This window comes from Citricoccus sp. NPDC079358 (genome assembly GCF_040702545.1).
Classification (GTDB): Bacteria; Actinomycetota; Actinomycetes; order Actinomycetales; family Micrococcaceae; genus Citricoccus.
Window position 1 is genome coordinate 1 of sequence record NZ_JBFBLI010000014.1, and the last position, 24,693, is coordinate 24,693.

Consider the following 24,693-nt stretch of genomic DNA (forward strand, 5'->3'; position numbering starts at 1 on the left):
TGCAAACACACGGGGTGTGTCCCAGCAACCAATCAACCAATTCAAAAAATTGGCATCAACAAACTTGGCACACTATTGAGTTCTCAAACAACAGGTACGTAATAAATACTGATCGGATAAACCCAATTCTTTGGGCCGCTTTCCGACTTTCCTCATCCGCGGTTCTCAACCTTATCCCTTCGATTTCATCCCGTCAAATCGGCGTTTCCGGCGATTTCTTCGAATCAAATCTCAGTTCTTCGGTTGTTTCCATCCAGGTGATCCACAACGGCCGCTCAGGGGCTCAATCGCTTCTTCCTACATGGCCCGTACTTCGTGCGGGACCCTGACGTTACACCGTTGAGGGCGCAGTAGTCTAGGTCTGCATTTCAGTTCGGGGTGGCCACCTGTTTTTCCGCTTTCGCGGCTGGCGACTAGAAGAACTATACACACGGAATCGCATGGCCGCAAAATCCCCCCGAGGCACCGTTCGACGTCCCCAGATCCCCATGATTCCGGGGTTTTTCCTGACTCGCACGCCGACGCTCGTGGCAGTTGTGAGGCAGGTCTCTCCCGGTATCCCCGGGCCGGCCGGAGACGGAACTGGCCGCCCCCTTGATGAGGGGGCGGCCAGTCGGTGAAGCGTGGTGCCGCGATGCAGGAGGCGGCCGGCGATCGTTGCGGGTCCAGACGGTCAGGCGGTCAGGTCCACCAGAGCCATGTTCTTCTTGCCGCGGCGCACCAGGAGGTACTTCCCGTGCAGGGCATCATCCGCTCCGAAGGTGGCGTCCAGATCGGTGACCTTGGTGTTGTTCACCGAGGCACCGCCGTCATTGACCGTGCGACGGGCCTCAGAGTTGGAGCCCGACAGCCCCGTGGAGACCAACAGGTCCACGATGCCCACGGGACCCTGCGCCCCCAGGCCCGCGGCCGCCGTCGGAAGCTCGGCGGTGGCCGCCGCGAGGGTGGCCTCGTCCACCGAGTCCAGATCACCCTGGCCGAAGATCGCCGCCGAGGCGTCGATGACTTTGCGCGTGGCGTCCTCTCCGTGCACCAGGGAAGTGACCTCCCAGGCGAGGACCTTCTGTGCCTCCCTCCGGAAGGGCTCGTCCCGAACTTTCGCCTCGAAGGCCCCGATCTGCTCCCGGCTCAGGAAGGTGAAGACCTTCAGCCGGTCGATCACGTCCGCGTCCGCGGTGTTCAGCCAGAACTGGTAGAAGGTGTACGGCGAGCACATCCGGGCATCCAGCCAGATGGCGTTGCCCTCCGACTTGCCGAACTTGGTCCCGTCCGAGTTGGTGATCAGCGGGGTGCCGATGGCATGGGCGGAGACACCCTCGACCTTGCGGATCAGGTCCGTCCCCGAGGTCAGGTTGCCCCACTGGTCCGAGCCGCCGGTCTGCAGCAGGCAGCCGTAGTCCCGGTACAGGTTCAGGAAGTCCATCCCCTGCAGCACCTGGTAGGAGAACTCCGTGTAGGAGATTCCCTCGTCCGAGTTCAGACGTTTGGCCACGGTCTCCTTCTTGACCATGGTGCCCACGCGGAAGTGCTTGCCCACGTCCCGCAGGAAATCCAGGGCGCTCATCTGCCCGGTCCAGTCCAGGTTGTTGACCATGCGTGCGGCGTTGTCCCCCTCGAAGGACAAGAAGCGCTCGATCTGTCCGCGCAGGTACCCCACCCATTCGGTGACGGTGTCCCGGTCGTTCAGCACGCGCTCGGCGCTCTGCCGCGGGTCACCGATCAGCCCGGTGGAACCGCCCACCAGTCCGAGGGGCCGGTGGCCGGCCAGCTGGAGTCGGCGCAGCAGCAGGATCTGCACCAGGTTGCCCAGGTGCAGGGACGGCGCCGTCGGGTCGAAACCGCAGTAGTAGGTGACCGGTTCGCCGTCGAGCAGCGCCTCCAGGGCCGCCTCGTCCGTGGAGACCTGAACGAGGCCGCGCCACTGCAGTTCCTGCCAGAGGGTGGGGAAGGAGGGGTCGTTGGTCTGTCCGGCCAGGGCCGGGTTCACGGTGGGGGCACCGGTGGTGGACGTGCTGGTCACGGGGAGGGCCTCTCGGGGAGTGTCGATGCGTCAGGGTCAGCGGGTGCGTCGGTGGCGGTGGGGCCCGACGCCGGCCCGGCGGCTAGTCCAGTCCGGCCGGCAGTTCGCCGGTGGCCAGGATCCGCAGGGTCTGGGTGGAGCGGGTCATGGCCACATAGAGGTCGCCGACGATGCCGCCGGCCTCGGCCACGATCAGGGCGGGCTCGAGCAGGACGACGGCGTCGAATTCCAGGCCCTTGGCCTCACCGGGGGTGGTGGCCACGATGTCCTGGCCCAGTCCCCCGCCGCCGGAGCCGACCCGATCGCCGTACGTGGCCCGCAGCAGGGTGGTGATCTGGCCCTCGAGGGAGACGGGTGCGATCACGGCGAGCAGGCCGCCGTCGATCCGTTCCAGGTCCTCGGCGATGCCGGAGAGCAGTGCGTCCTGCCGGTCCGCGGGGGCCACCCGGGTGATCGTCGGCTCCCAGTCGCCCTCGCGCACGGCCTGCGGGTTGGACACCGGTAGGCCGGCCTCCTGGGCCACGCGTGCCGCCAGCCGGGTGATCTTGGCCGGGGTGCGGTAGTTCACCGTCAGCTCCTCCAGGTGCCAGCGGTCCTGGACGAACGGCTCGAGGGCCTCGGCCCAGGAGGTCACGTTGGCCGCCGAGGAGGCCTGCGCGATGTCCCCGACGATGGTGAACGACTTCAGGGGACAGCGCCGCATGAGCAACCGCCACTGCATCGGCGAGAGTTCCTGCGACTCGTCGACCACCACATGTCCGTAGGTCCACGTCCGGTCCGTGGCCGCCCGCTCGGCGGCGGAGACGTAGTGGTCTCCGGCCTGGTTGGCATCGGCCAGGGCCTCGGCGGAGACCACGCCGTCCACCCCGAAGTCCTCGAGCATGGCGTGGACGTTCTCCAGGGTGGCCTCGGCATTGGCCAGGTCCCGCTTGCGGTCGGCCTGCTGGGTGGCCTGGTGTCGCCCGGCGCTGGCGTCCCACTCCCCCAGCAGCTCGGCGGCCTCGTCCAGCAGTGGGACGTCTGCCTCGGTCCACGGCGCGTCAGCGGCGCGCAACAGGCGGCGGCGGTGCTTCGCCTTGAGGAACGGGGCCGCCATCTCCAGGTGACCCGGCCTGGAGAACAGATCGGAGAGGAGTTTCTCCGGGGTCAGCGGCATCCAGCACAGGTTCAGGGCGATGCGCACGTCCCGAGAGGTGCGGACGTCCTCGGAGAGGTAGGCGCGGTCGATGTTGTTGCCCGCTCCGGAGGACTTCTCCAGCTTGTCCTTCAGCTGGTCGGCCAGCTCGCGCACCATGATCTTGACGAACGTGGCCCGGGCCTCGTTGTGCGGCTTGCCCGTGGCCCGGGCCCGGTCGCGGGCCCGGCGGACCTGCTTCGGGCGGATGGTCAGGGCGGTCCCGCCGACGTCCACCCGGCGCGGCCCGTCCGGGAGCCGCTGGCGGTTGGCCACGGCGTTGGCGACCACCTCGGCCATGAACAGCCGGCCCTTCACCTTGGCGACGCGCCGGTCCGTCTCGGGGACCGCCTGGATGCCGGGCATCAGCCGGCCGAGGGAGGACATGACCACGCCGGTCTCACCGAGGGAAGGCAGCACGCGGTCGATGTAGCGCATGAACGACTGGGACGGCCCCACGAGCAGCACGCCCGCCGTCTTCAGCCGTTCTCGATGGGTGTAGAGCAGGTAGGCGGCGCGGTGCAGGGCCACGGCGGTCTTGCCAGTGCCGGGACCACCCTGGACCACCAGCACCCCCTTGAGGGACGAGCGGATGATCGCGTCCTGCTCGGCCTGGATGGTGGCGACGATGTCACCCATCTGACCGGTGCGCCGGGCCGTGACGGCCGCCAGGAGGGCACCGGCACCGTGGTGGGTCGATTCGTCGTCCAGCAGCGTGGCGTCCAGGACGTCGTCCTCGAGATCGGCCACAGTGCGCCCCCGCAGCATCAGGTGGCGGCGGCGGCGCACCCCGAGCCGTTGATGGGCGGTGGCCTGGTAGAAGGCGCCGGCCTCCGGAGCCCGCCAGTCGACCATGAGCCGGACCTGGTCCTCGTCCGTCAGGCCGATGCGCCCGATGTAGCGTTCGTCGCCGTCGTCCATGTCCAGCCGGCCGAACACCAGCCGATCGTCGACGGCGTAGAGCTGGGCGAGGCGATCCTCGTAGAGGGTGGCGAACGCATCACGCTCGGAGACGTTCTGCACCGAACCCTGCGGGCCGTCCTTGCGGACGCGGGCCAGCTGACGTTCCTTCTCGGCACGCAGTTCGTCCAGGCGCTCATAGAGCCCGACGACGTATTCGCGCTCATGCTCCAGTTCGGTCTGGTGGATCGGAACCACATCAGTCATGCCTTGCACACCTTAGGGCTATCGATGGTGCCCGAAGGGTCCGACGAATCCGTCAGAACCCCTGGGCACCTCGGAACGAGTGACCATCCATGGTACAGCCGTTGGGGTGAACGCCATCTTAATCGCGCGTCTCATCCCCGCTCTCGCCCCGGCTCTCCCGCCGTCGCCGTGGCTTGGCGGCCCGGTAGGGAGACACCGAGGGCTCGTCCGGCAGCCAGAAGCGCCACGGGTAGTCCGGTCCGCCGCCCTCGCCGGAGACCCCGGTGCGTGGACCGCTCAGGGTTCCGGGCCGGCGTCGGGACCGCAATCCGGACAACCAGATGCCGTCCGGCGCCGGCTGCTCCGCGTCCGGGACCAGCACCTGATCCGGTGCCGGACCGAGGAGCAGGGCGGAGCCGTCGTCGCCGGCACCGAGGCCCAGCGCCTGTGCCAGGCGGGCCGGCCCGGAGGCCAGCTGACGGGCCGCCCTGGCGGATCGGAGGAGGCCTGCGGAGCCGGCCGCGGCACCGGCACCGCGGCGGGCGAGGGCGGTGTCCATCCCCGCGACCACCTCGCCGGCGCGCAAGAGGACGCCCGAGCTGGTGCCCTCCGGTCCGCACACGATGTTCACGCACCAGTGCATCCCATAGGTGAAGTACACATACATGTGACCGACCGGCCCGAACATGGTGGCCGTGCGCGCGGTGCGCCCCCGGAAGCCGTGCGAGCCGGGGTCGCGGGCCCCTTCGTAGGCCTCGACCTCCGTCAGGCGCACGCTGACCGGCGCCCCCTGACGGGCGACGGTCAGCGTGGAGCCCAGCAGCAGCGGTGCCGCGTGCAGGCTCCCGCGTTCCAGGGGCTCCAGTCCTCTCAGGGTCACGGAAGGACCGAGGAGTCCCCGAAGGCGCGCAGCGGTTCCAGCTGGGACTTGAGCTCGGACAGCTGCGCCGCGACGGCCACCGGGGCGGTGCCGCCCTGCGCGCTGCGGGAGTTGAGTGAGCCCTCGGTGGACAGGACCGTGCGGACCTCCGGGGTCAGCGCCGGGGAGATGGAGGCATAGTCCTCGTCCGTGAGGTCCCACAACTCCGCGCCACGGGACTCGGCCAGCTTGACCGCCCCGCCGGACAGCTCGTGGGCCTCGCGGAACGGCACGCCCTGGCGGACCAGCCATTCCGCGATGTCCGTGGCCAGGGCGAATCCCTGCGGCGCCAGCTCTGCCATCTTCTCCGTGTTGAAGGTCAGCGTCGCGATCATCCCGGAGACCGCGGGCAGCAACAGCTCCAGGGTGTCCGCGGCATCGAAGACCGGCTCCTTGTCCTCCTGCAGGTCACGGTTGTACGCCAGCGGCAGCCCCTTGAGGGTCGCCAGCAGCCCGGTCAGGTTGCCGATCAGGCGCCCGGACTTGCCGCGCGCCAGTTCGGCGACGTCCGGGTTCTTCTTCTGCGGCATGATCGAGGAGCCGGTGGAGTAGGCATCGTCCAGGGTGACGAAGCCGGCCTCCTTGGTGGCCCAGAAGATGATCTCCTCACTGATACGGGACAGGTCCACGCCGACCATGGCGCTCACCCAGGCGAACTCCGCGAAGACGTCCCGGGCGGCGGTGCCGTCGATCGAGTTCCAGGCCGCGGAGTCGAATCCGAGCTCGGTGGCGACCGCGTTCGGATCCAGCTCGAGCGAGGACCCGGCCAGGGCACCCGAGCCGTAGGGCGACACGGCCGCACGGCGGTCCCAGTCCACGAAGCGTTCCACGTCCCGGGCCATCGCCCAGGCATGGGCCAGCAGATGATGGCTCAGCAGCACCGGTTGCGCGTGCTGCAGGTGCGTCCGGCCGGGCATCGGCGCGTACGGGTACGCCTCGGCCTGGGCCACCAGGGCGTCGATCGTCTCCACCAGGCGGGCGGCGATGACCCGAGCGTGGTCGCGCAGGAACATCCGGCCCAGCGTGGCGATCTGGTCGTTGCGGGACCGGCCGGCGCGGAGCTTGCCGCCCAACTCCGGCCCGGCCCGCTCGATGAGTCCACGCTCCAGGGAGCCGTGCACGTCCTCATCCGCCTCGGAGGCGACATAGGCACCCGAGACGACATCGTCCTCCAGGCGGTCGAGGGCGGCCAGCATGCCCCGGAGCTCTCCGTCATCGAGCAGGCCGGCGTCCTGCAGCACCCGGGCGTGGGCCCGGGATCCGGCGATGTCATACCGAGCCAGCCGCCAGTCGAAGTCGGTGGACTTGCTCAACGCCGCAAGGGCATCGGCGGGACCGCCGGCGAACCGGCCGCCCCACAATGAGCCCTCGTTGGTGCCGTGGCGTTCCGCCGGCCCGGGCCGTCCTGCGGCCTCGGAGCCCGGGTGGTTCTCCGACACGTTCTCTGGCACGGCTCAGCTCTCGTTCGAGAGCTGGGCGACGTCGGACAGCGAGTCCACGTCCCCGGCCACGCGCTCGTCGCGTTCAGTGGCGACCTTCGAGGACAGGCCGAAGATGTCGATGAACCCGCGGGCTGAGGACTGGTCGAAGGCATCGCCCTCGTCGTAGGTGGCCAGGCTGAAGTCGTACAGGCCGGTGTCGGAGCGGCGTCCCTGCACGGTGGCGCGGCCGCCGTGCATCTCCATGCGGATGTCGCCGGAGACGTACTTCTGGGTCTCGTCCACGAAGGTGTCCAGGTTCTTCTTCAGCGGGGAGAACCACTGGCCGTCATAGACGATCTCGGTCCAGCGCTGGTCCACGGTCTTCTTGAAGCGGGCCTGCTCGCGCTCGAGCGTCACGTTCTCCAGTTCCCGGTGGGCGGTCATGAGCGCCATCGCGCCGGGGGCCTCGTAGATCTCACGGGACTTGATGCCGACCAGGCGATCCTCGACGATATCGATGCGACCGATGCCCTGGGCGCCGGCGCGGCGGTTCATCTCCTCGATGATCTGCAACGCGGAGAGAGAACGGCCGTCCAGGGCGGTGGGCACGCCCTGGTCGAAGGTCACGGTGACCACGTCCGGGGCCGGCGGGAAGGCCGGGTCGTCCGAGTAGTCGTAGACGTCCTTGGTCGGTCCGTTCCAGATGTCCTCGAGGAAGCCGGTCTCCACGGCACGGCCCCAGACGTTCTGGTCGATCGAGAAGGGGTTCTTCTTCGTGGTGACGATCGGCAGCTCATGACGCTCGGCATACTCGATGGCCTTGTCCCGGGTCAGGGCGAGGTCCCGGACCGGCGCGATGCACTTGAGGTCCGGGCCCAGGGTCTGAATCCCGACCTCGAAGCGGACCTGGTCATTGCCCTTGCCGGTGCAGCCGTGGGCCACGGTGGAGGCGCCGAACTGGCGGGCGGCGGCGACCAGGTGACGGACGATGACCGGCCGCGAGATGGCCGAGACCAGCGGATAGGCGTCCATGTACAGGCCGTTCGCCTTGAGCGTGGGCATGCAGTACTGCTCGGCGAACTCATCCCGGGCATCCGCGACATAGGCCTCGACGGCGCCGCAGTCCAGGGCGCGCTGGCGGATGGTCTCGAGGTCCTCGCCGCCCTGACCCACGTCCACGGCCACGGCGATCACCTCGGCACCCGTGGCCTCGCTGATCCAGCCGATGGCCACCGACGTGTCCAGTCCGCCCGAATAGGCCAAGACGATGCGCTCTGTCATTGCGTACTCCTTTTGTTGCCTGCGATAGTGCCGGCGCGTTGCCGCCGGCGATGGTGCCTGCCACGGGGCCGCGCACCGCGTACGGAACGGCCGGCCTGCTCTATGCAAGAGTCTACATATTTATGCAACGCATGCCGAACCGCCCACGGATGCGATCCAGACCGCACCGTTCATTCCCCGCGACGGACCCACGACGTCGTGCCCTCACCGTAATCTGGTGCCATGACGAGCGATACCCCACACGCCAGCCAGTCCGATGACCAGCCGACTGCGAACGGCGCCCCGGAGCTGACCGACGAGGAGCTGGAATTCCTGCACTCCCTCTTCGACCTGGCCCGCGCCGGGGACGAGGACCATTTGCTGCCCATCCTCGATCAGGGCGTCCCGGTCGACCTCTCCAACCCCAAGGGGGACACACTGCTGATCCTCGCGACCTACAACAATCATCCGGCCCTGGTGACCGCCCTGATCGAGCGCGGCGCCGACGTGCACCGGCTCAACGGCCGGGGACAGTCCGCCCTCTCCTGCGCGGTCTTCGTCCAGAACGAGGAGTCGGTGCGGGCGCTCCTCGCGGCCGGGGCGGACCCGGACGAGGGCCCCGTGAGTGCCCGCGCAGCCGTCGACATGTTCGGCCTCGATTCCATGCGGGCACTCCTGGACGACCCTGGGCTCCGCGCTGGGGAGTAGGCGGAGAGCACGAGCAGAGCAGGAGGAGAATCCGCGCGCGCACCACAGTTAATTTGACGTTATCGTTCTGATGCATTTCACTAGACCTAGTCCTGCTTCGTGATCTGTTCGTGATCTGGCAGGAAGCCTGCGGGGTTCCCCCACCTGCACCGTCCCCTGGGAACCCTGTGCCGTGAAATCCATCGCGGACGGCGGACGGTGCTGCATGGACGGTCGGGGACGACCTGAGCAGTGGTGGGCCGACACCCAAGAAACCATCATGCAGAAGACTTCCACTGCCTCCCAGTCCACCCGCCGCACCATCATCCGCCGCTCGGCCGCAGGCCTCGCCGGCGTTGCCGTGGCCGGCGCCGGGCTGACCGCCCTCTCCGCCCCCGCCACCGCCGCCCCGGCCTCCAGCTGGGATTCCCTGGCCCAGTGCGAGTCCGGCGGCAACTGGTCCATCAACACCGGCAACGGCTACTACGGTGGCCTGCAGTTCTCCCCGAGCTCCTGGAGCGCCGCCGGCGGCTCCGGCATGCCGCACCAGGCCTCCAAGGCCGAGCAGATCCGCGTGGCCGAGAACCTGCTCTCCATGCAGGGCTGGGGCGCCTGGCCTGCCTGCTCCGCCAAGCTGGGCCTCTACGGCAACGGCGGCAGCGCCGAGGTCACCACCCAGTCGGCCGAGACCTCCACCCAGACTCAGGAGGCTGCACCGAAGGAGCAGGCCGCACCCCAGGCCGAGCCGAAGCAGGCTGAGCCGAAGCAGGCTGAGCCGAAGCAGCAGGCACCTCAGCAGCAGGCCCCGGTCCAGGAGGAGCGCGCCTCCGCCGTGTCCCCGGTCGAGAAGTCGGACGAAACCGTCACCGTCCAGGCCGGCGATACCCTGTCCAAGCTGGCCGAGGCCCACGGGGTCGACGGCGGCTGGGAAGCCCTGTACGCGGCCAACACGGACACCGTGGCTGATGCGAACCTGATCTTCGTCGGTCAGACCCTGCACCTGCCGGCCTGATCCTGACAGCTCAGATCTGTAGCACCGCCTGACGGAACCGGACGGACCAGTGGTCCGTCCGGTTCCAGCGGCGAAACGAACGCGTTGGATGGGGAGTACTCCCCATCCAACGCGTTCTGCGTTGGTGCCGGACGCCGATAGGCTGGCCACCTACCCGTGATCGTTTCGCCCTGTCGCACCCTGCGGCCGGACATCACCGGTTCAACAGTCTCGAGGGGGACCTCTATGCCGACGAGCATCACCACCACACAGCGCCAGCCGCTCCGCGCCCTGGGCATCACCGCACTGGGCGCCACCGCAGCCCTGGCCCTGGCGGGCTGCGCCGGCTCCGGCGTTCCGCCACTGGAGGACGTGTGGCCCGAGGCCCACGCCTCGATCGAGGAGGCCACCTCCGTGGCCATCGACGGCAGCGTGAGCCAGGGCGACCAGGACATGACCGTGGCCATCTCCGGTCAGATCGACGATTCCTCCTACTCCGGCAACGTGGCGATGGGGGACGTTGCCGTCGAGATCCTCGGCAATGACGAGTACACCTACATGAAGCCGAACACCGCGTTCTACGAGGAGAACGGTGGCGGCGCCCAGCTGCAGGAGATGGTGGGTGACAAGTGGCTGGAGATGCCCGCCGAGCAGGGCGGTTTCACCATGTCCTCCCTGTGGGATGCCTTCACCGAGGACATCCCCTCCTCCGATGAGTTCAACGACTCCGAGTACACCTCCGAGGCTGTCGATCTGAACGGCGAAGAGGTCTACAAGTACACCGGCAGCACCGAGGACTCCGAGGATCCCGTGAGCGTCTTCGTGTCCAAGGACAACAAACTGGTCCGCGTCGAGGCCGCAGCGGCGTCCTCCGACGACGAGTCGGCCTCCCCCTCGGCCTCGTCCGACTCCTCGTCCGGCACCGGCACGATCGACTTCTCCGAGTGGGACGCCGTGGAGACGGTGGAGATGCCCGCCGAAGACGAGATCTTCTCCGTCCCGGGACTCTAGGTCTCCGGGACTCTAGGTCTCCGGGACTCTAGGTCTCCGGGACTCTAGGTCACGGCTTCACGGTCCCGGCCGCTCGTCGGGACCGTTCGGGGCTACCCCGCGTACTCGAGGAACCGCCCGGCGACGGCGACTCCCCCGTCCGGCGCACGCGTCACGATCATGATCGTGTCATCCCCGGCAATTGTGCCGAGGATGTCCGGTTGGCGTGATTGGTCGATGACGCTGGCGAGGAACTGCGCCGCGCCGGGCGGGGTCCGGAGAATGACCAGGTTGGCGCTGGATTCCGCCGCCACCAGCAGGTCCCGGCACAGACTGGAGAGCCGGTGCTCCAGGGCCTCCGGAGCTCGCCGCGCGGCGACCTCGCCCGGCACCGGCCCCTCCGGCGGAACGGAGTAGACCAGCTGTCCGCCGTCACCGCGCACCCGGTAGGCGCCCAGCTCGACGAGATCACGGGACAGGGTCCCCTGCGTCACCGAGACTCCCCGGGACCCCAGTGCGGCCAGCAGCTCGGCCTGGCTGTGCACGTCCGTGGCAGCGAGGACCTCCTTGATGGCCGCCTGACGTGCGGTCTTGGTGGCCGGGGCGCTCATCGGACGGCAGAGCCGACGCTGGAGACACGTTCGCCGCCGCGTCCCGCGCCAGCCGGTGCGGTGGCCAGACCGGAACGGTAGAGCAGCCAGGCCATCAGTGCCTTCTGGGCATGCAGGCGGTTCTCGGCCTCGTCGAACACGACGGACTGCGGTCCGTCGATGACCTCGGCGGCGACTTCAAGGCCACGGTAGGCCGGAAGGCAGTGCAGGAACACCGCGTCTGGCGCGGCCTTCACCATGGCCCGGGCGTCCACGGCGTAGTCACGGAACAGGGTCTGCCGGGCTTCCTTCTCCTCTTCCTGTCCCATGGAGATCCAGGTGTCGGTGACCACGACGTCGGCGCCGTCCAGTGCCTGCGCGGCATCGGTCGTGACCAGCACTGACCCCCCGGTCTCCGCGGCCCGGGCCTCGGCGGCCGCCACCACGGCCGCGTCCGGCAGGTACCCCGACGGGCCCGTGACCCGCACATGCATCCCCGCGGTCACGCCGGCCAGCAGGTAGGAGTTGGCCATGTTGTTCGCGGCGTCCCCGAGGTAGGTCATGACCAAGCCCTCCGTGCGCCCTTTGTGCTCGCGCACCGTCAGCAGGTCAGCCAGCAGCTGACAGGGGTGATAGTCGTCCGAGAGGGCGTTGATCACGGGCACGGTGGCGTGCTCGGCCATCTCCTCCAGTCCCGCTTGCCCATAGGTGCGCCAGACGATGACGGACACCATCCGGGACAGGACCTGGGCGGTATCCGCAATGGACTCCTTGTGGCCCAACTGCGCCTCACCGGGATTCACGATCAGGGGCTGCCCGCCCAGGTCGGCGATGCCCGCGGCGAAGGACACCCGCGTCCGGGTGGAGGTCTTGTCGAAGAACACGATGCCGGTCTGCGGTCCGGCCAGGGGCCGGTGCAGGTAGCGGTCGGCCTTCATGGCCTGCGCCAGGTCCAGGACCTCGGACTGCTCGGCCGCGGTGAGGTCGGTGTCGACGAGAAAGTGCCGGAGCGGCGCCGAGGACGGTGCGGTGCTGGGTGTCATGCTCAGTTCTCCTGATCGTGCTGTTGCTGGTGTGCCTGCAGGACCGCGTCCAGCAGTGACGGGAGGTCCGCCACCAGGCGGTCGGCCTCCTCCTCCCCCAGGACCAGGGGCGGGGCCAGGCGCAGGGTGGAAGGTCCGGTGGCGTTGAGCAGGTACCCCGCCTCGAGGCCGGCGCGGACCACGGCCGGTGCCAGGCCGCCGTCGGGCACCGGTGCCTCCGCGCTGGGCGGCACGGTGAGGTCCAGGCCAAGGAGCAGTCCGTACTGGCGCACGGCGGTGACCCCGTCCACGGCCCGGAGCCCGCTCGCCAGCCGGGCGCCGAGGTCATGGACGTGCTCCAGCAGACCGGTCCGGGCGATCGTGTCCAGCACCGCCAGCCCGGCGGCGGTGGCGACAGGGTTGCCGCCGAACGTGGTGCCGTGCTGACCGGCCGTGAGCAGGGCTGAGACCCGCGGGCCGAAACTCATCATGGCGCCGATCGGGATGCCACCGCCCAAGCCCTTGGCCAGCGTCATCGCATCCGGCACCACCGGCACGTCCTGGCCCGTGACCGCCGGGTTCTGGTGGGCGAACCAGGTTCCGGTGCGGCCCGTGCCGGTCTGAACCTCGTCGAAGATCAACAGTGCGCCGTGACGGCGGGTGAGGTCCCGCGCGGCCTGCAGGTAGCCGGCCGGCCAGCCGTGCACGCCGGATTCGCCTTGCACGGGTTCGATGATGACGGCGGCCACGGTCTCATCCAGGGCGGCCTCCAGCGCGGCCGCGTCACCCGCGGGAATGAACTCGATGCCCCCGGGCAGGGGTTCGAACGGCTCGCGGTAGGCGGGCTTCCACGTCATGGCCAGGGCGCCCAGGGTGCGGCCGTGGAAGCTGTTCTCGAGGGCCAGGACTCGGGTGCGGCGGCCGGAGGGGTCCTCGCGGCCATGACGGCGCGCCAGCTTGAGGGCGGCCTCATTGGCCTCGGATCCGGAGTTGGCGAAGAACACGGTCGAGCCGTCCGGGGCGTCGGCCACCTCCAGCAGCCGCTCGGCGAGGGAGATCTGCGGGCCGGAGGTGAAGAGGTTGGAGATGTGACCCAGGGTGCCGAGCTGCTCGGTCACCGCGGCGACGAGGGCGGGGTGGGCGTGGCCGAGTGCGTTGACGGCGATGCCGCCGAGGAAGTCCGTGTACCGGCGGCCGTCGGCATCCCAGACATGCACGCCCTCGCCCCGGACCAGGACCCTGCTGGGGGCACCGAAGACGCCGGTCAGCGAGGAGGAGTAGCGCCCGAGCAGTCCGGCCTGGGAAGGGGCATCAGAGGTCGAATCGTTCATCATGTTCTCTCAGTCGGTGTGGTCATCGGGCAGCACCTGGGTCCCGACGCCCGCGGTGGTGAAGACCTCGAGCAGCATCGAGTGCGGCGCCCGGCCGTCCACGATGTGGGCCTGAGGCACCCCGCCGTCGACGGCCTGAAGGCAAGCGGCCATCTTGGGGATCATCCCCGCCTCGAGGGTGGGCAGCAGCTCGCGCAGCTCGCCGGCCGCCAGGGACGAGACCAGTGATGTCCGGTCCGGCCAGTGGGAGTACAGGCCCTCCACATCCGTGAGGACCACGAGTTTCGAGGCGCCGAGCGCCACGGCCAGAGCGGCAGCGGCCGTGTCCGCGTTGACGTTCAGCACCTCACCCGTGGCCACACCGTCGGCGCGGATCTCCGGGGCCACCGAGGACACGACGGGAATCCGGCCGTTCTCCACCAGGTCCCGGATGGCCCCCGGATTGACCTGGGTGACCTCGCCGACCAGTCCGAGGTCCACCGGCTCGCCGTCCACCTCGGTGCCGGTCCGCTGGGCCTGGAACAGGGCCGCGTCCTCGCCCGACATCCCGACGGCGTAGGGCCCGTGCCCGTTGACCAGTCCGACGAGCTCCCGGCCCACCTGACCGGTGAGCACCATCCGGACCACGTCCATGGCTTCAGCGGTGGTGATGCGCAGTCCCCCGGCGAACTCGGACTCGATGCCGAGCCGGTTCAGCATGGCGTTGATCTGCGGGCCGCCGCCGTGCACCACGACCGGATGGATGCCGCAGTGGTGGAGGAAGACGATGTCCTCCGCGAAGGCCCGGCGCAGCTCATCCGACACCATGGCATTGCCGCCGTACTTGATCACCATGGTGGTGCCGGCGAAGCGCTTGATCCAGGGCAGCGCCTCGACCAGCACGGCAGCCTTGGCGGCGGCACCGTCCGGCGACCCCGCCGCCTCGGCGGCCCCGGTGATACCGGCAGCCCCGGGAGTGGCGGTGCCGTCATGAGTATCGGTGGTGTCAGTCATCTCGCTCATGGTGGCCCTCAGCTCGAGTACGCGGAGTTCTCATGCACGTAGTCGTGCGTGAGGTCGTTGGTCCAGATGGTGGCGGTGGCCTCGCCGGCGTGCAGGTCGATGACCACGCTCACCTCCCGAGGGGAAAGGTCCACGAGCTCGCGGTCCTCGCCCACGCCGGAGTCGCGGCACACCTGCACGCCGTTGAAGTGCACGTCGAGACGCTCGGCGTCGAACGGCGCCAGTTCCTCCGGAACCGTGCCGACGGCGGAGATGACGCGCCCCCAGTTCGGGTCCTGACCGAACACGGCGGCCTTGAACAGGTTGGACCGGGACACCGCGCGGGCCACGGTCTCGGCGGCCTCCTCGGAGCTGGCGTTGACCACCTGGATGGAGATCTCGTGGGCGGCGCCCTCGGCATCGGCGATGAGCTGCCGTGCCAGGTCCGCGCAGACCGCGCGCAGTCCCTCCTGGAACTCCTCCGCGTCTGGCCGGGTCCCGGTGGCCCCGGAGGCGAGCAGCGCCACGGTGTCGTTCGTGGACATGCAGCCATCGGAGTCCGTGCGGTTGAACGTGGTCCGGACCGCCTCCGTCAGGGCCACGCTCAGGCCGGCGGGGTCCACAACCGCGTCCGTGGTGATGACGCACAGCATGGTCGCCATGCCCGGTGCGAGCATGCCGGCTCCCTTGGCCATGCCCCCGATCACGTAGCCGGGGCCGTGGTGGACCGCGGTCTTGGGCACCGTGTCCGTGGTCATGATGGCCTCGGCCGCCTCGACGCCACCGTCGGCGTCCAATGCTTCCGCGGCAGCGGTCACGCCCGGGATCAATAGATCCATCGGCTGGGGCAGACCGATCAGGCCGGTGGAGCACACGAGCACGTCTCCGGCGGAGATCCCGAGCGCTCCGGCGGCATGCTCCGCGGTGGCGTGCGTGTCCTGGAATCCCTGGTGGCCGGTGGCGGCATTGGCCCCGCCCGAGTTCAGCACCACGGCATCCACGCGCCCGTCCGCGACCACCTGGCGCGACCAGACCACGGGGGCGGCGGCCACCCGGTTGGACGTGAAGACGGCGGCCGCGTGGCGGTCCGGCCCGTCGTTCACGACGACGGCCACGTCCGGTTTCCCGGTCGACTTCAGTCCGGCGGCCACACCGGCGGCGCGGAATCCCTGGGCTGTGGTGACGCTCATGGTGCGATCCCCTGCTGGGTCAGACCCGTCTCCTCGGCCAGGCCGAGCGCGAGGTTCATGGATTGGATGGCGCCGCCGGCGGTCCCCTTCGTCAGGTTGTCCAGGGCGGCGGTGATGATGACGCGGCCGGCGTGCGCGTCCACGGCCAGCTGCATGACCACGTGGTTGGAGCCCAGCACGGACTGGGTGGTGGGCCACTGGCCCTCGGGCAGCAGGTGGACGAACCGCTCCTGGCCGTAAGCCTGCTCCCAGGCGGCCCGGACCTCGGCCGCGTCCACGCCGGGTTTCAGGCGGGCCGTGGCGGTGGCCAGGATCCCTCGCGGCATGGGCGCCAGCGTCGGGGTGAAGGACACCGTGACGGGCTCCCCCGCCGCCTGGCTGAGTCCCTGCTCGATCTCCGGGGTGTGACGGTGTCCACCCCCGACGCCATAGGGGCTCATGGAGCCCATGGCCTCACTGCCCAGCAGGTGCGGCTTGAGGGACTTTCCCGCTCCGGAGGTCCCCGAGGCGGCCACGATCACCACGTCCTCCGGGACGAGGACACCAGCGGTGAAACCGGGGGCGAGGGCGAGCAGGCAGGTGGTCGGATAGCAGCCCGGGACGGCGATCCGGGATGCCCCGGCGATCTCCGCTCGCTGTCCGGGCAGTTCGGGCAGGCCGTAGGGCCAGGTCCCGGCGTGGTCGGAGCCGTAGAACGTCTCCCAGGCCTGTGGTGACTGCAGGCGGTGGTCCGCGCCGGCGTCGATCACCAGGGTGCCGGGCGAGAGCAGCTCGAGCTCGGCGGCGATGGCACCGCTGGCGCCGTGCGGCAGGGCCAGGAAGACGACGTCGTGGCCGGCCAGCACCTCAGCGGTGGTCTCCTGCAGGACACGGTCGGCCAGGGCGTGCAGGTGCGGCTGGAGCGCGCCCAAGCGCTCCCCGGCGTTCGAGTGGGCCGTGATGGCCCCGATCTCCACCTCGGGGTGGGAGAGGAGAAGACGCAGGACTTCCCCTCCGGCATATCCGCTGGCGCCGGAGACGGCAACTGTGAGACTCATGGGCCCATGCTAGGTGAAATATGCAGTGATGCCAATATTTATGCAGGACCGTGCCGCGTGCACACCTTCGACGGGCGGTCCGGCAATGGCGGGTTGTTCACCCGACGGTCACCGTGGGACCACGCACCGTCTACGCATCACCGCCCCACGGACCGCCGGGCGCGACTACGGTAGGCCCCATGACCGAGACCCCCCTCCCCAGCACCCAGCACGCCGTTCGAGTCCACGCCTCCGGAGGGCCCGAGACCCTGCAGTGGACGGAGGTCCCCGTCCCTTCGCCGGGCCCCGGGGAGGTCCTGGTCAGGACGGCGGCCGCCGGCCTGAACTTCATCGAGACCTACCAGCGCTCGGGCGTGTACCGGATGTCCCACCCGTTCACTCCCGGCTCCGAGGGATCGGGGACGGTGGTCGCCCTCGGCCCCGAGGCCGACGGTGCGTCCGCGGCGGTCGGCGATGTGGTCGCCACGGCGGCCGGGTCCGGGACCTACGCCGAGTACTTCACCGCCCCGGTGGACCAGTTGCTGCCGGTGCCGAGCGGAGTGGACCTGGCTGAGGCCGCGGCCATCCCCCTGCAGGGCATGACCGCCCATTATCTGTGCCGGTCCACCGTGGAGGTGAAGCCGGGCCAGACGGTCCTCGTCCATGCTGGGGCCGGGGGCGTGGGCCTGCTGCTGACCCAGTTATGCGTATCCCACGGCGCCATCGTCATCACCACGGCCTCCACCGAGGAGAAGAAGGCGCTCTCCCGCGCGGCAGGCGCCAGCCATGTCCTCGACTACTCGGGGTTCGCCGACTCCGTGCGGGACCTCACCGACGGACGCGGCGCGGACGCCGTGTTCGACGGGGTCGGCCGGGACACCTTCGACGAATCCCTGGCGTCCCTGCGGATCCGTGGAACCCTGGCCCTCTTCGGCGGCGCCTCGGGGCCGGTGCCACCGGTGGACCCCCAGCGCCTCAACTCCGCCGGCTCGGTGTTCCTCACCCGCCCCACCCTGGCGCACCACACGTTGACGGCCGAGGAGACCCGGTGGCGGGCCCGGGAACTGTTCTCCGCCCTCGACGCCGGCACCCTCGACTTCCGGATCGGAGCTACCTACCCCCTGGCCGAGGCAGGCCGGGCGCACGGGGACCTCGAATCCCGCCGCACCACCGGAAAGTCCCTGCTGCTGCCGTAGACCAGCCGGCGGCCGGGACACCGGCCGAGCGCATCCCCGGGCGGCCGTCAGGCGGCGACATCTCCGGACCGATGGTCAGGAATCACGATAAGATGACAGGCATTCTTTTTTCGATCCGCACTTTTATCCCGTTTCGATCCCGTTGAACCTGAGTCGGAAGTAGGCCGAACGCCACCGTGTCCCCCCATGTGCCCCAGTTGTCCTCCGCCGAGAAGGCCCCTCCGGTCCGGACCCTGGTCCAATTGCTGGAGGCCACCGCCCGGCAGCACCCCGAGGCGCCGGCCCTGGACGACGGCGAGACCGTCCTGTCCTACGCCGAACTGCTGGACGAGGTGAAAGTAACAGGCCGGGCCCTGCACAGTGCCGGCCTCGGCGCGGGGGACCGGATCGGCATCCGCATCCCCTCCGGAACGGTGGAGCTCTACGTCTCCATCCTGGCCACCCTGTACATCGGAGCCGCCTACGTCCCGGTGGACGCGGACGACCCGGACGAGAGGGCGCGGCTGGTGTTCTCCGAGGCCAAAGTGGCCGCCATCCTCTCCGGTCAGGGCCGGGTGCAGACGTCCTCGAAGCGTCCCAAGCCGTCCCCCAGCCCCCGCCCACCCGGGCCGGAGGACGATGCCTGGATCATCTTCACCTCCGGGTCCACCGGCACGCCCAAGGGCGTGGCCGTCACCCACCGCAACGCCGCGGCATTCGTGGACGCCGAGGCCCGGATCTTCCTGCAGAACGACCCCCTCGGACCCGGCGACCGGGTCCTGGCCGGGCTCTCCGTCGCCTTCGATGCCTCCTGCGAAGAGATGTGGCTGGCCTGGCGTCATGGTGCCTGCCTCGTCCCCGCCCCACGCTCCCTGGTCCGCTCCGGCATGGACCTCGGCCCCTGGCTCGTCTCCCGCTCCATCAACGTGGTCTCCACGGTGCCGACGCTGGCCGCCCTCTGGCCCCCGGAGGCCCTGGAGAACGTCCGGTTGCTGATCTTCGGCGGCGAGGCCTGCCCACCGGAGCTCGCGGCCCGGCTGGCGGAGGACGACCGTGAGCTCTGGAATACCTACGGACCCACCGAGGCCACCGTGGTGGCCTGCGCAGCCCCCCTGGACGGACAGGGGCCGGTGCGGATCGGCCTGCCCCTGGACGGTTGGGACCTGGCAGTCGTGGACCCCGCCACCGGTATCCCCGTGGCCGAGGGCGAGACCGGAGAGCTCATCATCGGCGGCGTCGGCCTGGCCCGCTACCTCGACCCGGCCAAGGATGCCGAGAAGTATGCCCCGATGGAGTCCCTCGGGTGGGACCGCGCCTACCGTTCCGGGGACCTCGTGGTCTGGGACCCGGACGGATTGCTGTTCGTGGGCCGCGCCGATGAGCAGGTCAAGCTCGGCGGCCGCCGCATCGAACTCGGAGAGATCGATGCGGCCCTCCAGGCCCTGCCGGGCGTCGCCGGCGGGGCCGCCGCGGTCCAGACGACCCCCGCCGGAACCCAACTGCTCATCGGGTACCTGGCGGTGCCGGCGTCGACGACGGAACACGGCGAACCCGACTTGAAGGCCTTCCGCCGGCTCCTCGAGAAGGAACTGCCCGGAGCACTGGTCCCCCGCCTGGTCACGGTGGAGACCCTGCCCACCAAGACCTCCGGCAAGGTGGACCGCAACGCCCTGCCGTGGCCGTTGCCAGGCCAGTCCGGACAGGGCTCCGGCCACGGCGGTTCCGGCCCGAACTCCGACCTCCCCCTGGATCCCGAGTCCCCCGGCGGCTGGGTACTGTCCCAGTGGTCCGACGTGCTGGGCGTAGCCCCGGAGGACCTGGACACCGACTTCTTCGCCTCCGGCGGCGGGTCGCTGGCCGCCGCCCAGCTCGTGTCCCGGCTGCGCACGCGATATCCCTCCGTCACCGTGCGGGATGTCTACGCCCACCCCCGCGCCGGAGCCCTGTTGGAGGCCGTCACCGGCAATGATGGCCGCCCGGTGGAACCGGCGGAACCCGTGGAGCCGCGTCCGGTGGTCCGCACCGCCCGCCGGGCCCAGGTGTTCCAGACGCTGATGGGCATCCCCCTGGTCATCCTCGTCGCCATGCGCTGGGTCGTCTACCTGGCCGCCGGAGCCAATCTGGCCGCGGCCTGGGGTGTCCTGCCCGGGGCACCGACCGTCTCCTGGTGGTGGGTGCTGGCCGGCTGGCTGGTCTTCGTCTCCCCGCCGGGGCGCATGGCGATCTCCGTGGTGGCGGCCCGGCTGCTGCTGCGCGGGTTGCGACCCGGCTCCTACCCGCGGTCCGGCAAGGTCCATCTGCGCCTGTGGCTGGCGCAGCACATCTCCGACCTCGTCGACCCAGTGTCCCTGGGCGGCGCCCTGTGGGTGCCGACCTACGCCCGGCTGCTCGGGGCCCGCATCGGCCGGAACGTGGATCTGCACTCCGTCCCCCCGGTCACCGGCCTCCTCGACCTTGGTCCGGGCAGCTCGGTCGAACCCGAAGTGGACCTGTCCGGTTATTGGATCGACGGCGACGTGGTCCACATCGGTGCCGTCACCGTCGGCCAGGACGCCGTGATCGGCACCCGTTCCACCCTGATGCCCGGCGCCGTGATCGGCACGGGCACCGTGGTCCAGCCCGGCTCCACGGTGATCGGCAAGGCCAAAGACGGCCTCGAGTACGCCGGCTCCCCCGCGCAACGGCTCGGCAAGGCCCGGTACCACGGCCCCAACATCGATCCGCCGCGCGCCACGGGATGGCTCGTGTTGTCCACCATCGGTTCCGGCGTCCTGGCCCTGCTGCCCGTGGCCGCGGCGTTGGCCGCGGCCCTGGTCGGCTTGTGGTCGCTGACCTGGTGGCCGGACGCACCACCGTCCGGCCGGGCCGGCGAGCTGGAGTCGCTCGGGTCGGCCGGCGCGCCCGAGACCGCCGTCGGCTCCGCGTGGCGGCTGCTGGCCGCCAGCCCGCTGATCGCCGCAGTGTGGTTCGGGGCGAACATGCTCTTCACCGTGGCCTCCGTGCGGCTGCTGTCCCTCGGGGTCACGGAAGGCCACCACGCCGTGCGCTCGCGCATCGGGTGGCAACTGTGGGCCACGGAACGGGTGCTGGACACGGCGCGTGACCTGCTCTTCCCGGTGTATGCCTCCCGCTTCACCCCGGTGTGGCTGCGGTGGCTCGGGGCGGACGTCGGCACCAATGTGGAGGCCTCCACGGTCATCCTGCAGCCGGCCCTGACCCAGATCGGCGACGGCGCGTTCCTCGCCGACGACACCATGATCGGCTCCTACGAACTCCAACGCGGGTGGATGCACGTGGGCCAAGCGAAGGTTGGCAAGAAGTCCTTCGTGGGCAACTCCGGCATGGTCGCCGCCGGGCGGAAGCTCTCCAAGAACTCCCTCGTGGCTGTTCTGTCCGCCACCCCGAAGAAGACCAAGTCCGGTTCCTCCTGGCTGGGGTCCCCTCCGGTGCGCCTGCGCCGGACGGAGGTCGAGGCGGACGACGCCCTCACCTATGCCCCGCCGGCGCGACTCAAGCTGGTGCGCAGCGCGTGGGAGTCCCTGCGCCTGCTGGCCGTCTGGTGCTCCGTGGTCATCGCCGTGGCCGTGGTGGTCGCCCTCGACGGGCTCGCCCAGCTGGGTGGCGGCGCCGCAGACGGGGCCGGGCCGGGGGGCTGGTGGCTCGCCGCCGTGCTCGGCGGTGTGGTCCTGATGTTGGCCGGCGCGCTGGCGGCCGGCTCCTCCGTGCTGGCCAAGAAGGTCTTGGTCGGGCGGGTCAGCGCCGGCGAGCATCCCCTCTGGAGCTCCTTCATCTGGCGCAACGAGGTGGTGGACAACTTCATCGAGGTGGTCTCCGCCCCCTGGTTCGGGCGGATCGCCTCCGGCACTCCCTCCCTTGTCTGGTGGTTGCGCGCGCTCGGCGCCCGCATCGGTCACGGCGTGTGGTGCGAGTCCTACTGGCTGCCGGAGGCCGACCTGGTGACCCTGGGCGACTCCTCGACCGTGAATCGGGGCTGCGTGGTCCAGACCCACCTGTTCCATGACCGCGTGATGTCCCTGGACACCGTGACGCTGGGCGAGGGCTCCACCCTCGGCCCGAACTCGGTGATCCTGCCCGCGGCCGCCATCGACGACGGCGGTACGGTCGGCGCCGGATCGCTGATCATGCGCGGGGAGGTGGTCCCGGGCCACTCGTGGTGGACCGGCAACCCGGTGGCGCCCTGGAAGGGGCCCAAGGTCAAGGGCCGCGCTGCGGCCATCACTAGACTGGAACGGCTCGAGGAGAAGGCCGAGAAGACAGCCGAGAGGGCTGCCGAAAGGCGAGCCGCCGAACGAGCCGCCGAGACAACAGCCGCGACTGCGGCCGAAGACCCTGAGGAGCACAGCCGCCCGTGAGTGTGGAAACCCCGGTTCTGCCCGATCCGTACATCCCTGGATCGGGGACGCCGGACTTCACGGTGGGCCACTACGACCTGCAGCTGGAGGTCAAGCTGGCCGCCAACCGGATCGCCGGGAAGGCCCGCCTCGAGGGGACCGTCCTGCGGCCGGCCAAGCGGATCGAGCTCGATCTGCATGACCTCTCGGTCAGCAAGGTCACCGCTGCCTCGGAGAGCCGTACCGTGAAGGTCGCCAAGTCCGCTGTGCGCAGGGGCCGGCTGGTCGTCGACCTGGCCACCAGGCTCGACGCCGGTGCCCCCCTGACCCTCGAGGTCACCTACGCAGGGGTGCCGAAGATGCTGGACGGGCCATGGGGCGAGATCGGCTGGGAAGAACTGGACGACGGGGTGCTGGTGGCGGGCCAGCCCAACGGCGCAGCCACCTGGTTTCCCTGCGTGGACCACCCGTCCGTGAAGTCCACCTACCACTTCACCGTGGCCACGGACGCCGGCTACCTGCCGGTCTGCAACGGCCTGCCCACCGGTCACCGCCGCCGGTCCTCCCGTGAGGAGTGGACCTGGGAGCTGCGTGACCCGGCCCCCACCTACCTGGTCACCCTGCAGATCGGCCGGTACCAGCTGGTCGCCGTGCCGGAACACCCCACGGGCCGCCACCGCGCCACCGGGTCCTTCCGGCAGCGGGTGCAGGGCCTGGTGCAGGACCTGCTGCCTGGCACGGACGGGGAATGGCGGCCAGGTCATCTCCCGAAGGCCGGAGAAGGCCAGGAGGACCAGAGCCGGAACGAGGGCGAGGGCCACGGCGAGATGGGCCTCGCGGGCGTGGCCGACCACGAGCCGGCTCCCGTGTTCCTCGCAGTCTCCCCGGCCCTGCAGGACCGCGCCCTGGAGGCCCTGGGGCGGCAGACGGAGATGATGGCGTGCTTCAGCTGGCACTTCGGTCCCTACCCCTTCGACCGGTACACGGCCGTGGTGACGGACGACGCGCTGGAGATCCCGCTGGAGGCGGCGTCCCTGTCCATCTTCGGGTCCAATCACCTGACGGGTTCCTGGGCCGCCGAGCGGCTGGTGGCCCACGAGCTGGCGCACCAGTGGTTCGGCAACGCGCTGACCCTGCGCCGGTGGCGGGACATCTGGTTGCACGAGGGGTTCGCCTGCTACAGCGAGTGGCTGTGGGGCGCGGAATCGGGGCATGGCACGCTGGTTTCCCTGGCCCGCACCGCCTGGCGAGGACTGGCGCTGAAGGCCAAGGACCTGGTGGTGGCGGACCCGGGGCCTGATCTGATGTTCGACGACCGGATCTACAAGCGCGGGGCGCTGGCCCTGTTCGCCCTCAACAGGGCCGTGGGGGACGAGGTGTTCACCCACCTGATCCGCTCCTGGGTGGCCGAGCACCGGCACGCCTCCGTGGACACCGAGATGTTCCTGGACCATGCCGACCGGCAGGCCGAGGCGGCCGGTCACCCGGCCGGTCATGCCCGCGCGGTCATGCGCCCCTGGCTGTGCGAGCCCGGGCTGCCGGCCTTCCCCGCCTCACGCTGACGCTGCGGGCGTTCCTTCCGCTTCCGTGCCGGACGGAGGCCGGGGCCCGGCGGGCGGCAGGAGCACGACGGCGCCGAGCAGGTGATCGGGGGCGTGGCCCCCTGGCCAGTCGCGGTCCGGGACGACGACGGATCCCGGTTGGTCCGGCACCGCCAGTTCCAGGGTCCCGGGCACCGTGACCGCCACGTCGGCCGGGTCGCCGATGAAACCGGTGCCGCGAGCCTTGGCGAGGGCCTCCTTGGCGCACCACAGCTGACCGCGGGCTCCCGGACGCACCTGGTCCTCCAGGCCACCGATCAGCTGCTCCTCTTCCTCAGAGAAGGCGACGCCGGCCAGTTCGGAGGGTCCGGTGAAGGCCGCGGACCCAGCCTGTTCGAGGTCGACCCCGATTCGCCAGCCCGCCGCCGCGTCCCTTGCCCCGAGCCAGGCGGTGGCCAGCCATCCTCCGGCCCGGCTGAAGCTCACGGCCGGCAGTGGCGCGGCCAGGTCCCCCGCCGCGAGAGCATCCGGGCCCCGCCGGCGCCGGGCCAGCCGGCTGTGACGCAGCCCCGGCCGGCCGTGGTCCTCGGACCCACAGTGAGGGCAGCGGTGGGTGACCTCGAAGGTCCCCGGACGCAGCCCCAGGGACACGGCGAGGAAGTCGAGGGCCTCACGGCGCTGGTCACCAGCCCGGGGACCGGTGACCACCACATGCCATCCCGGGCCCGACGCCGGCTCGTCGCCTGTGCCCATGGACCCCGCCCTCCCTGCGTCCCGTGCCGGCCTGGCTTGCGCTGCCTGCCCGGCCTGCGCTGCCTGCCCGGCTTGCGCTGCCTGCCCGGCTTGCTCCGCCTGCTCTGCCCGCCCTCTTGGCGGTGTTCCCGGCC

18 protein-coding genes are annotated in these 24,693 nt (G+C 70.2%); 6 read left to right on the forward strand and 12 right to left on the reverse strand.

Annotated elements, in window-relative coordinates; genetic code table 11:
- Positions 1-673 precede the first annotated feature (673 nt).
- The 5 genes from tyrS to AB0333_RS14565 all read right to left on the reverse strand — a co-directional run bounded on the left by tyrS (position 674) and on the right by AB0333_RS14565 (position 7,961).
- Positions 674-2,020, reverse strand: a complete 1,347-nt coding sequence (tyrS, locus tag AB0333_RS14545; RefSeq protein ID WP_366219417.1) for a tyrosine--tRNA ligase — start codon at positions 2,018-2,020, stop codon at positions 674-676.
- An 82-nt stretch (positions 2,021-2,102) separates the two neighbouring features.
- Entirely contained in the window at positions 2,103-4,343 is a 2,241-nt protein-coding gene (locus tag AB0333_RS14550) for an AAA family ATPase (RefSeq protein WP_366219485.1), read from the reverse strand.
- Between the two features lie 136 nt (positions 4,344-4,479).
- Positions 4,480-5,220, reverse strand: a complete 741-nt coding sequence (locus AB0333_RS14555) for a DNA-3-methyladenine glycosylase (protein ID WP_366219418.1) — start codon at positions 5,218-5,220, stop codon at positions 4,480-4,482.
- Entirely contained in the window at positions 5,217-6,620 is a 1,404-nt protein-coding gene (gene argH, locus AB0333_RS14560) for an argininosuccinate lyase (protein ID WP_366219486.1), read from the reverse strand. Before argH ends, AB0333_RS14555 begins: the two co-directional genes overlap by 4 nt.
- 93 nt (positions 6,621-6,713) lie before the next feature.
- The gene (locus AB0333_RS14565) at positions 6,714-7,961 is read right to left on the reverse strand and encodes an argininosuccinate synthase (protein ID WP_366219420.1); all 1,248 of its coding nucleotides are present in this window, start codon (positions 7,959-7,961) and stop codon (positions 6,714-6,716) included.
- A 222-nt stretch (positions 7,962-8,183) separates the two neighbouring features.
- Between AB0333_RS14565 and AB0333_RS14570 the strand changes: the two genes are divergently transcribed.
- From AB0333_RS14570 to AB0333_RS14580, 3 genes are all read left to right on the forward strand, one after another.
- A complete protein-coding gene (locus AB0333_RS14570) occupies positions 8,184-8,648 on the forward strand; it encodes an ankyrin repeat domain-containing protein (protein ID WP_366219421.1) in 465 nt (154 codons plus the stop codon).
- Positions 8,649-8,907: 259 nt separating this feature from the next.
- Positions 8,908-9,639, forward strand: a complete 732-nt coding sequence (rpf, locus tag AB0333_RS14575) for a resuscitation-promoting factor Rpf (protein ID WP_366219422.1) — start codon at positions 8,908-8,910, stop codon at positions 9,637-9,639.
- 225 nt (positions 9,640-9,864) lie between these two features.
- The gene (locus AB0333_RS14580; protein ID WP_366219423.1) at positions 9,865-10,629 is read left to right on the forward strand and encodes a hypothetical protein; all 765 of its coding nucleotides are present in this window, start codon (positions 9,865-9,867) and stop codon (positions 10,627-10,629) included.
- 92 nt (positions 10,630-10,721) lie between these two features.
- Here AB0333_RS14580 and argR read toward each other — a convergent pair whose 3' ends face one another.
- The 6 genes from argR to argC are packed head-to-tail and all read right to left on the reverse strand — an operon-like array spanning position 10,722 to position 16,759.
- A complete protein-coding gene (argR, locus tag AB0333_RS14585; protein ID WP_366219425.1) occupies positions 10,722-11,219 on the reverse strand; it encodes an arginine repressor in 498 nt (165 codons plus the stop codon).
- Positions 11,216-12,241: an ornithine carbamoyltransferase gene (gene argF / locus AB0333_RS14590; RefSeq protein ID WP_366219427.1), complete on the reverse strand. Its 1,026-nt coding sequence runs from the start codon at positions 12,239-12,241 to the stop codon at positions 11,216-11,218. The genes argR and argF overlap by 4 nt, the downstream gene beginning before the upstream one ends.
- 2 nt (positions 12,242-12,243) lie before the next feature.
- Positions 12,244-13,554: an acetylornithine transaminase gene (locus tag AB0333_RS14595; protein ID WP_366219428.1), complete on the reverse strand. Its 1,311-nt coding sequence runs from the start codon at positions 13,552-13,554 to the stop codon at positions 12,244-12,246.
- A gap of 6 nt (positions 13,555-13,560) precedes the next feature.
- Positions 13,561-14,544 (reverse strand): acetylglutamate kinase, encoded by a 984-nt coding sequence (gene argB, locus AB0333_RS14600; RefSeq protein WP_366219429.1) that lies wholly within the window; start codon positions 14,542-14,544, stop codon positions 13,561-13,563.
- 17 nt (positions 14,545-14,561) lie between these two features.
- Positions 14,562-15,722, reverse strand: coding sequence for a bifunctional glutamate N-acetyltransferase/amino-acid acetyltransferase ArgJ (argJ, locus tag AB0333_RS14605; RefSeq protein ID WP_366219430.1), 1,161 nt, complete (start codon positions 15,720-15,722; stop codon positions 14,562-14,564).
- On the reverse strand, positions 15,719-16,759 hold the full coding sequence (gene argC, locus AB0333_RS14610) for an N-acetyl-gamma-glutamyl-phosphate reductase (protein ID WP_366219431.1): 1,041 nt from the start codon (positions 16,757-16,759) through the stop codon (positions 15,719-15,721). The genes argJ and argC overlap by 4 nt, the downstream gene beginning before the upstream one ends.
- A gap of 179 nt (positions 16,760-16,938) precedes the next feature.
- Between argC and AB0333_RS14615 the strand changes: the two genes are divergently transcribed.
- The 3 genes from AB0333_RS14615 to AB0333_RS14625 all read left to right on the forward strand — a co-directional run bounded on the left by AB0333_RS14615 (position 16,939) and on the right by AB0333_RS14625 (position 23,827).
- Positions 16,939-17,934, forward strand: coding sequence for a quinone oxidoreductase (locus AB0333_RS14615; RefSeq protein ID WP_366219433.1), 996 nt, complete (start codon positions 16,939-16,941; stop codon positions 17,932-17,934).
- 176 nt (positions 17,935-18,110) lie between these two features.
- Positions 18,111-22,286 carry a Pls/PosA family non-ribosomal peptide synthetase gene (locus tag AB0333_RS14620; protein WP_366219435.1) on the forward strand — a complete coding sequence of 1,392 codons (4,176 nt, stop codon included), beginning with the start codon at positions 18,111-18,113 and terminating at the stop codon, positions 22,284-22,286.
- Complete coding sequence (locus AB0333_RS14625) at positions 22,283-23,827, forward strand: M1 family metallopeptidase (protein ID WP_366219436.1); 1,545 nt, start codon at positions 22,283-22,285, stop codon at positions 23,825-23,827. The genes AB0333_RS14620 and AB0333_RS14625 overlap by 4 nt, the downstream gene beginning before the upstream one ends.
- Here the strand turns inward: AB0333_RS14625 and AB0333_RS14630 are convergent.
- Positions 23,819-24,559 carry a 4'-phosphopantetheinyl transferase superfamily protein gene (locus tag AB0333_RS14630; RefSeq protein WP_366219437.1) on the reverse strand — a complete coding sequence of 247 codons (741 nt, stop codon included), beginning with the start codon at positions 24,557-24,559 and terminating at the stop codon, positions 23,819-23,821. The genes AB0333_RS14625 and AB0333_RS14630 overlap by 9 nt on opposite strands.
- Positions 24,560-24,693 lie beyond the last annotated feature (134 nt).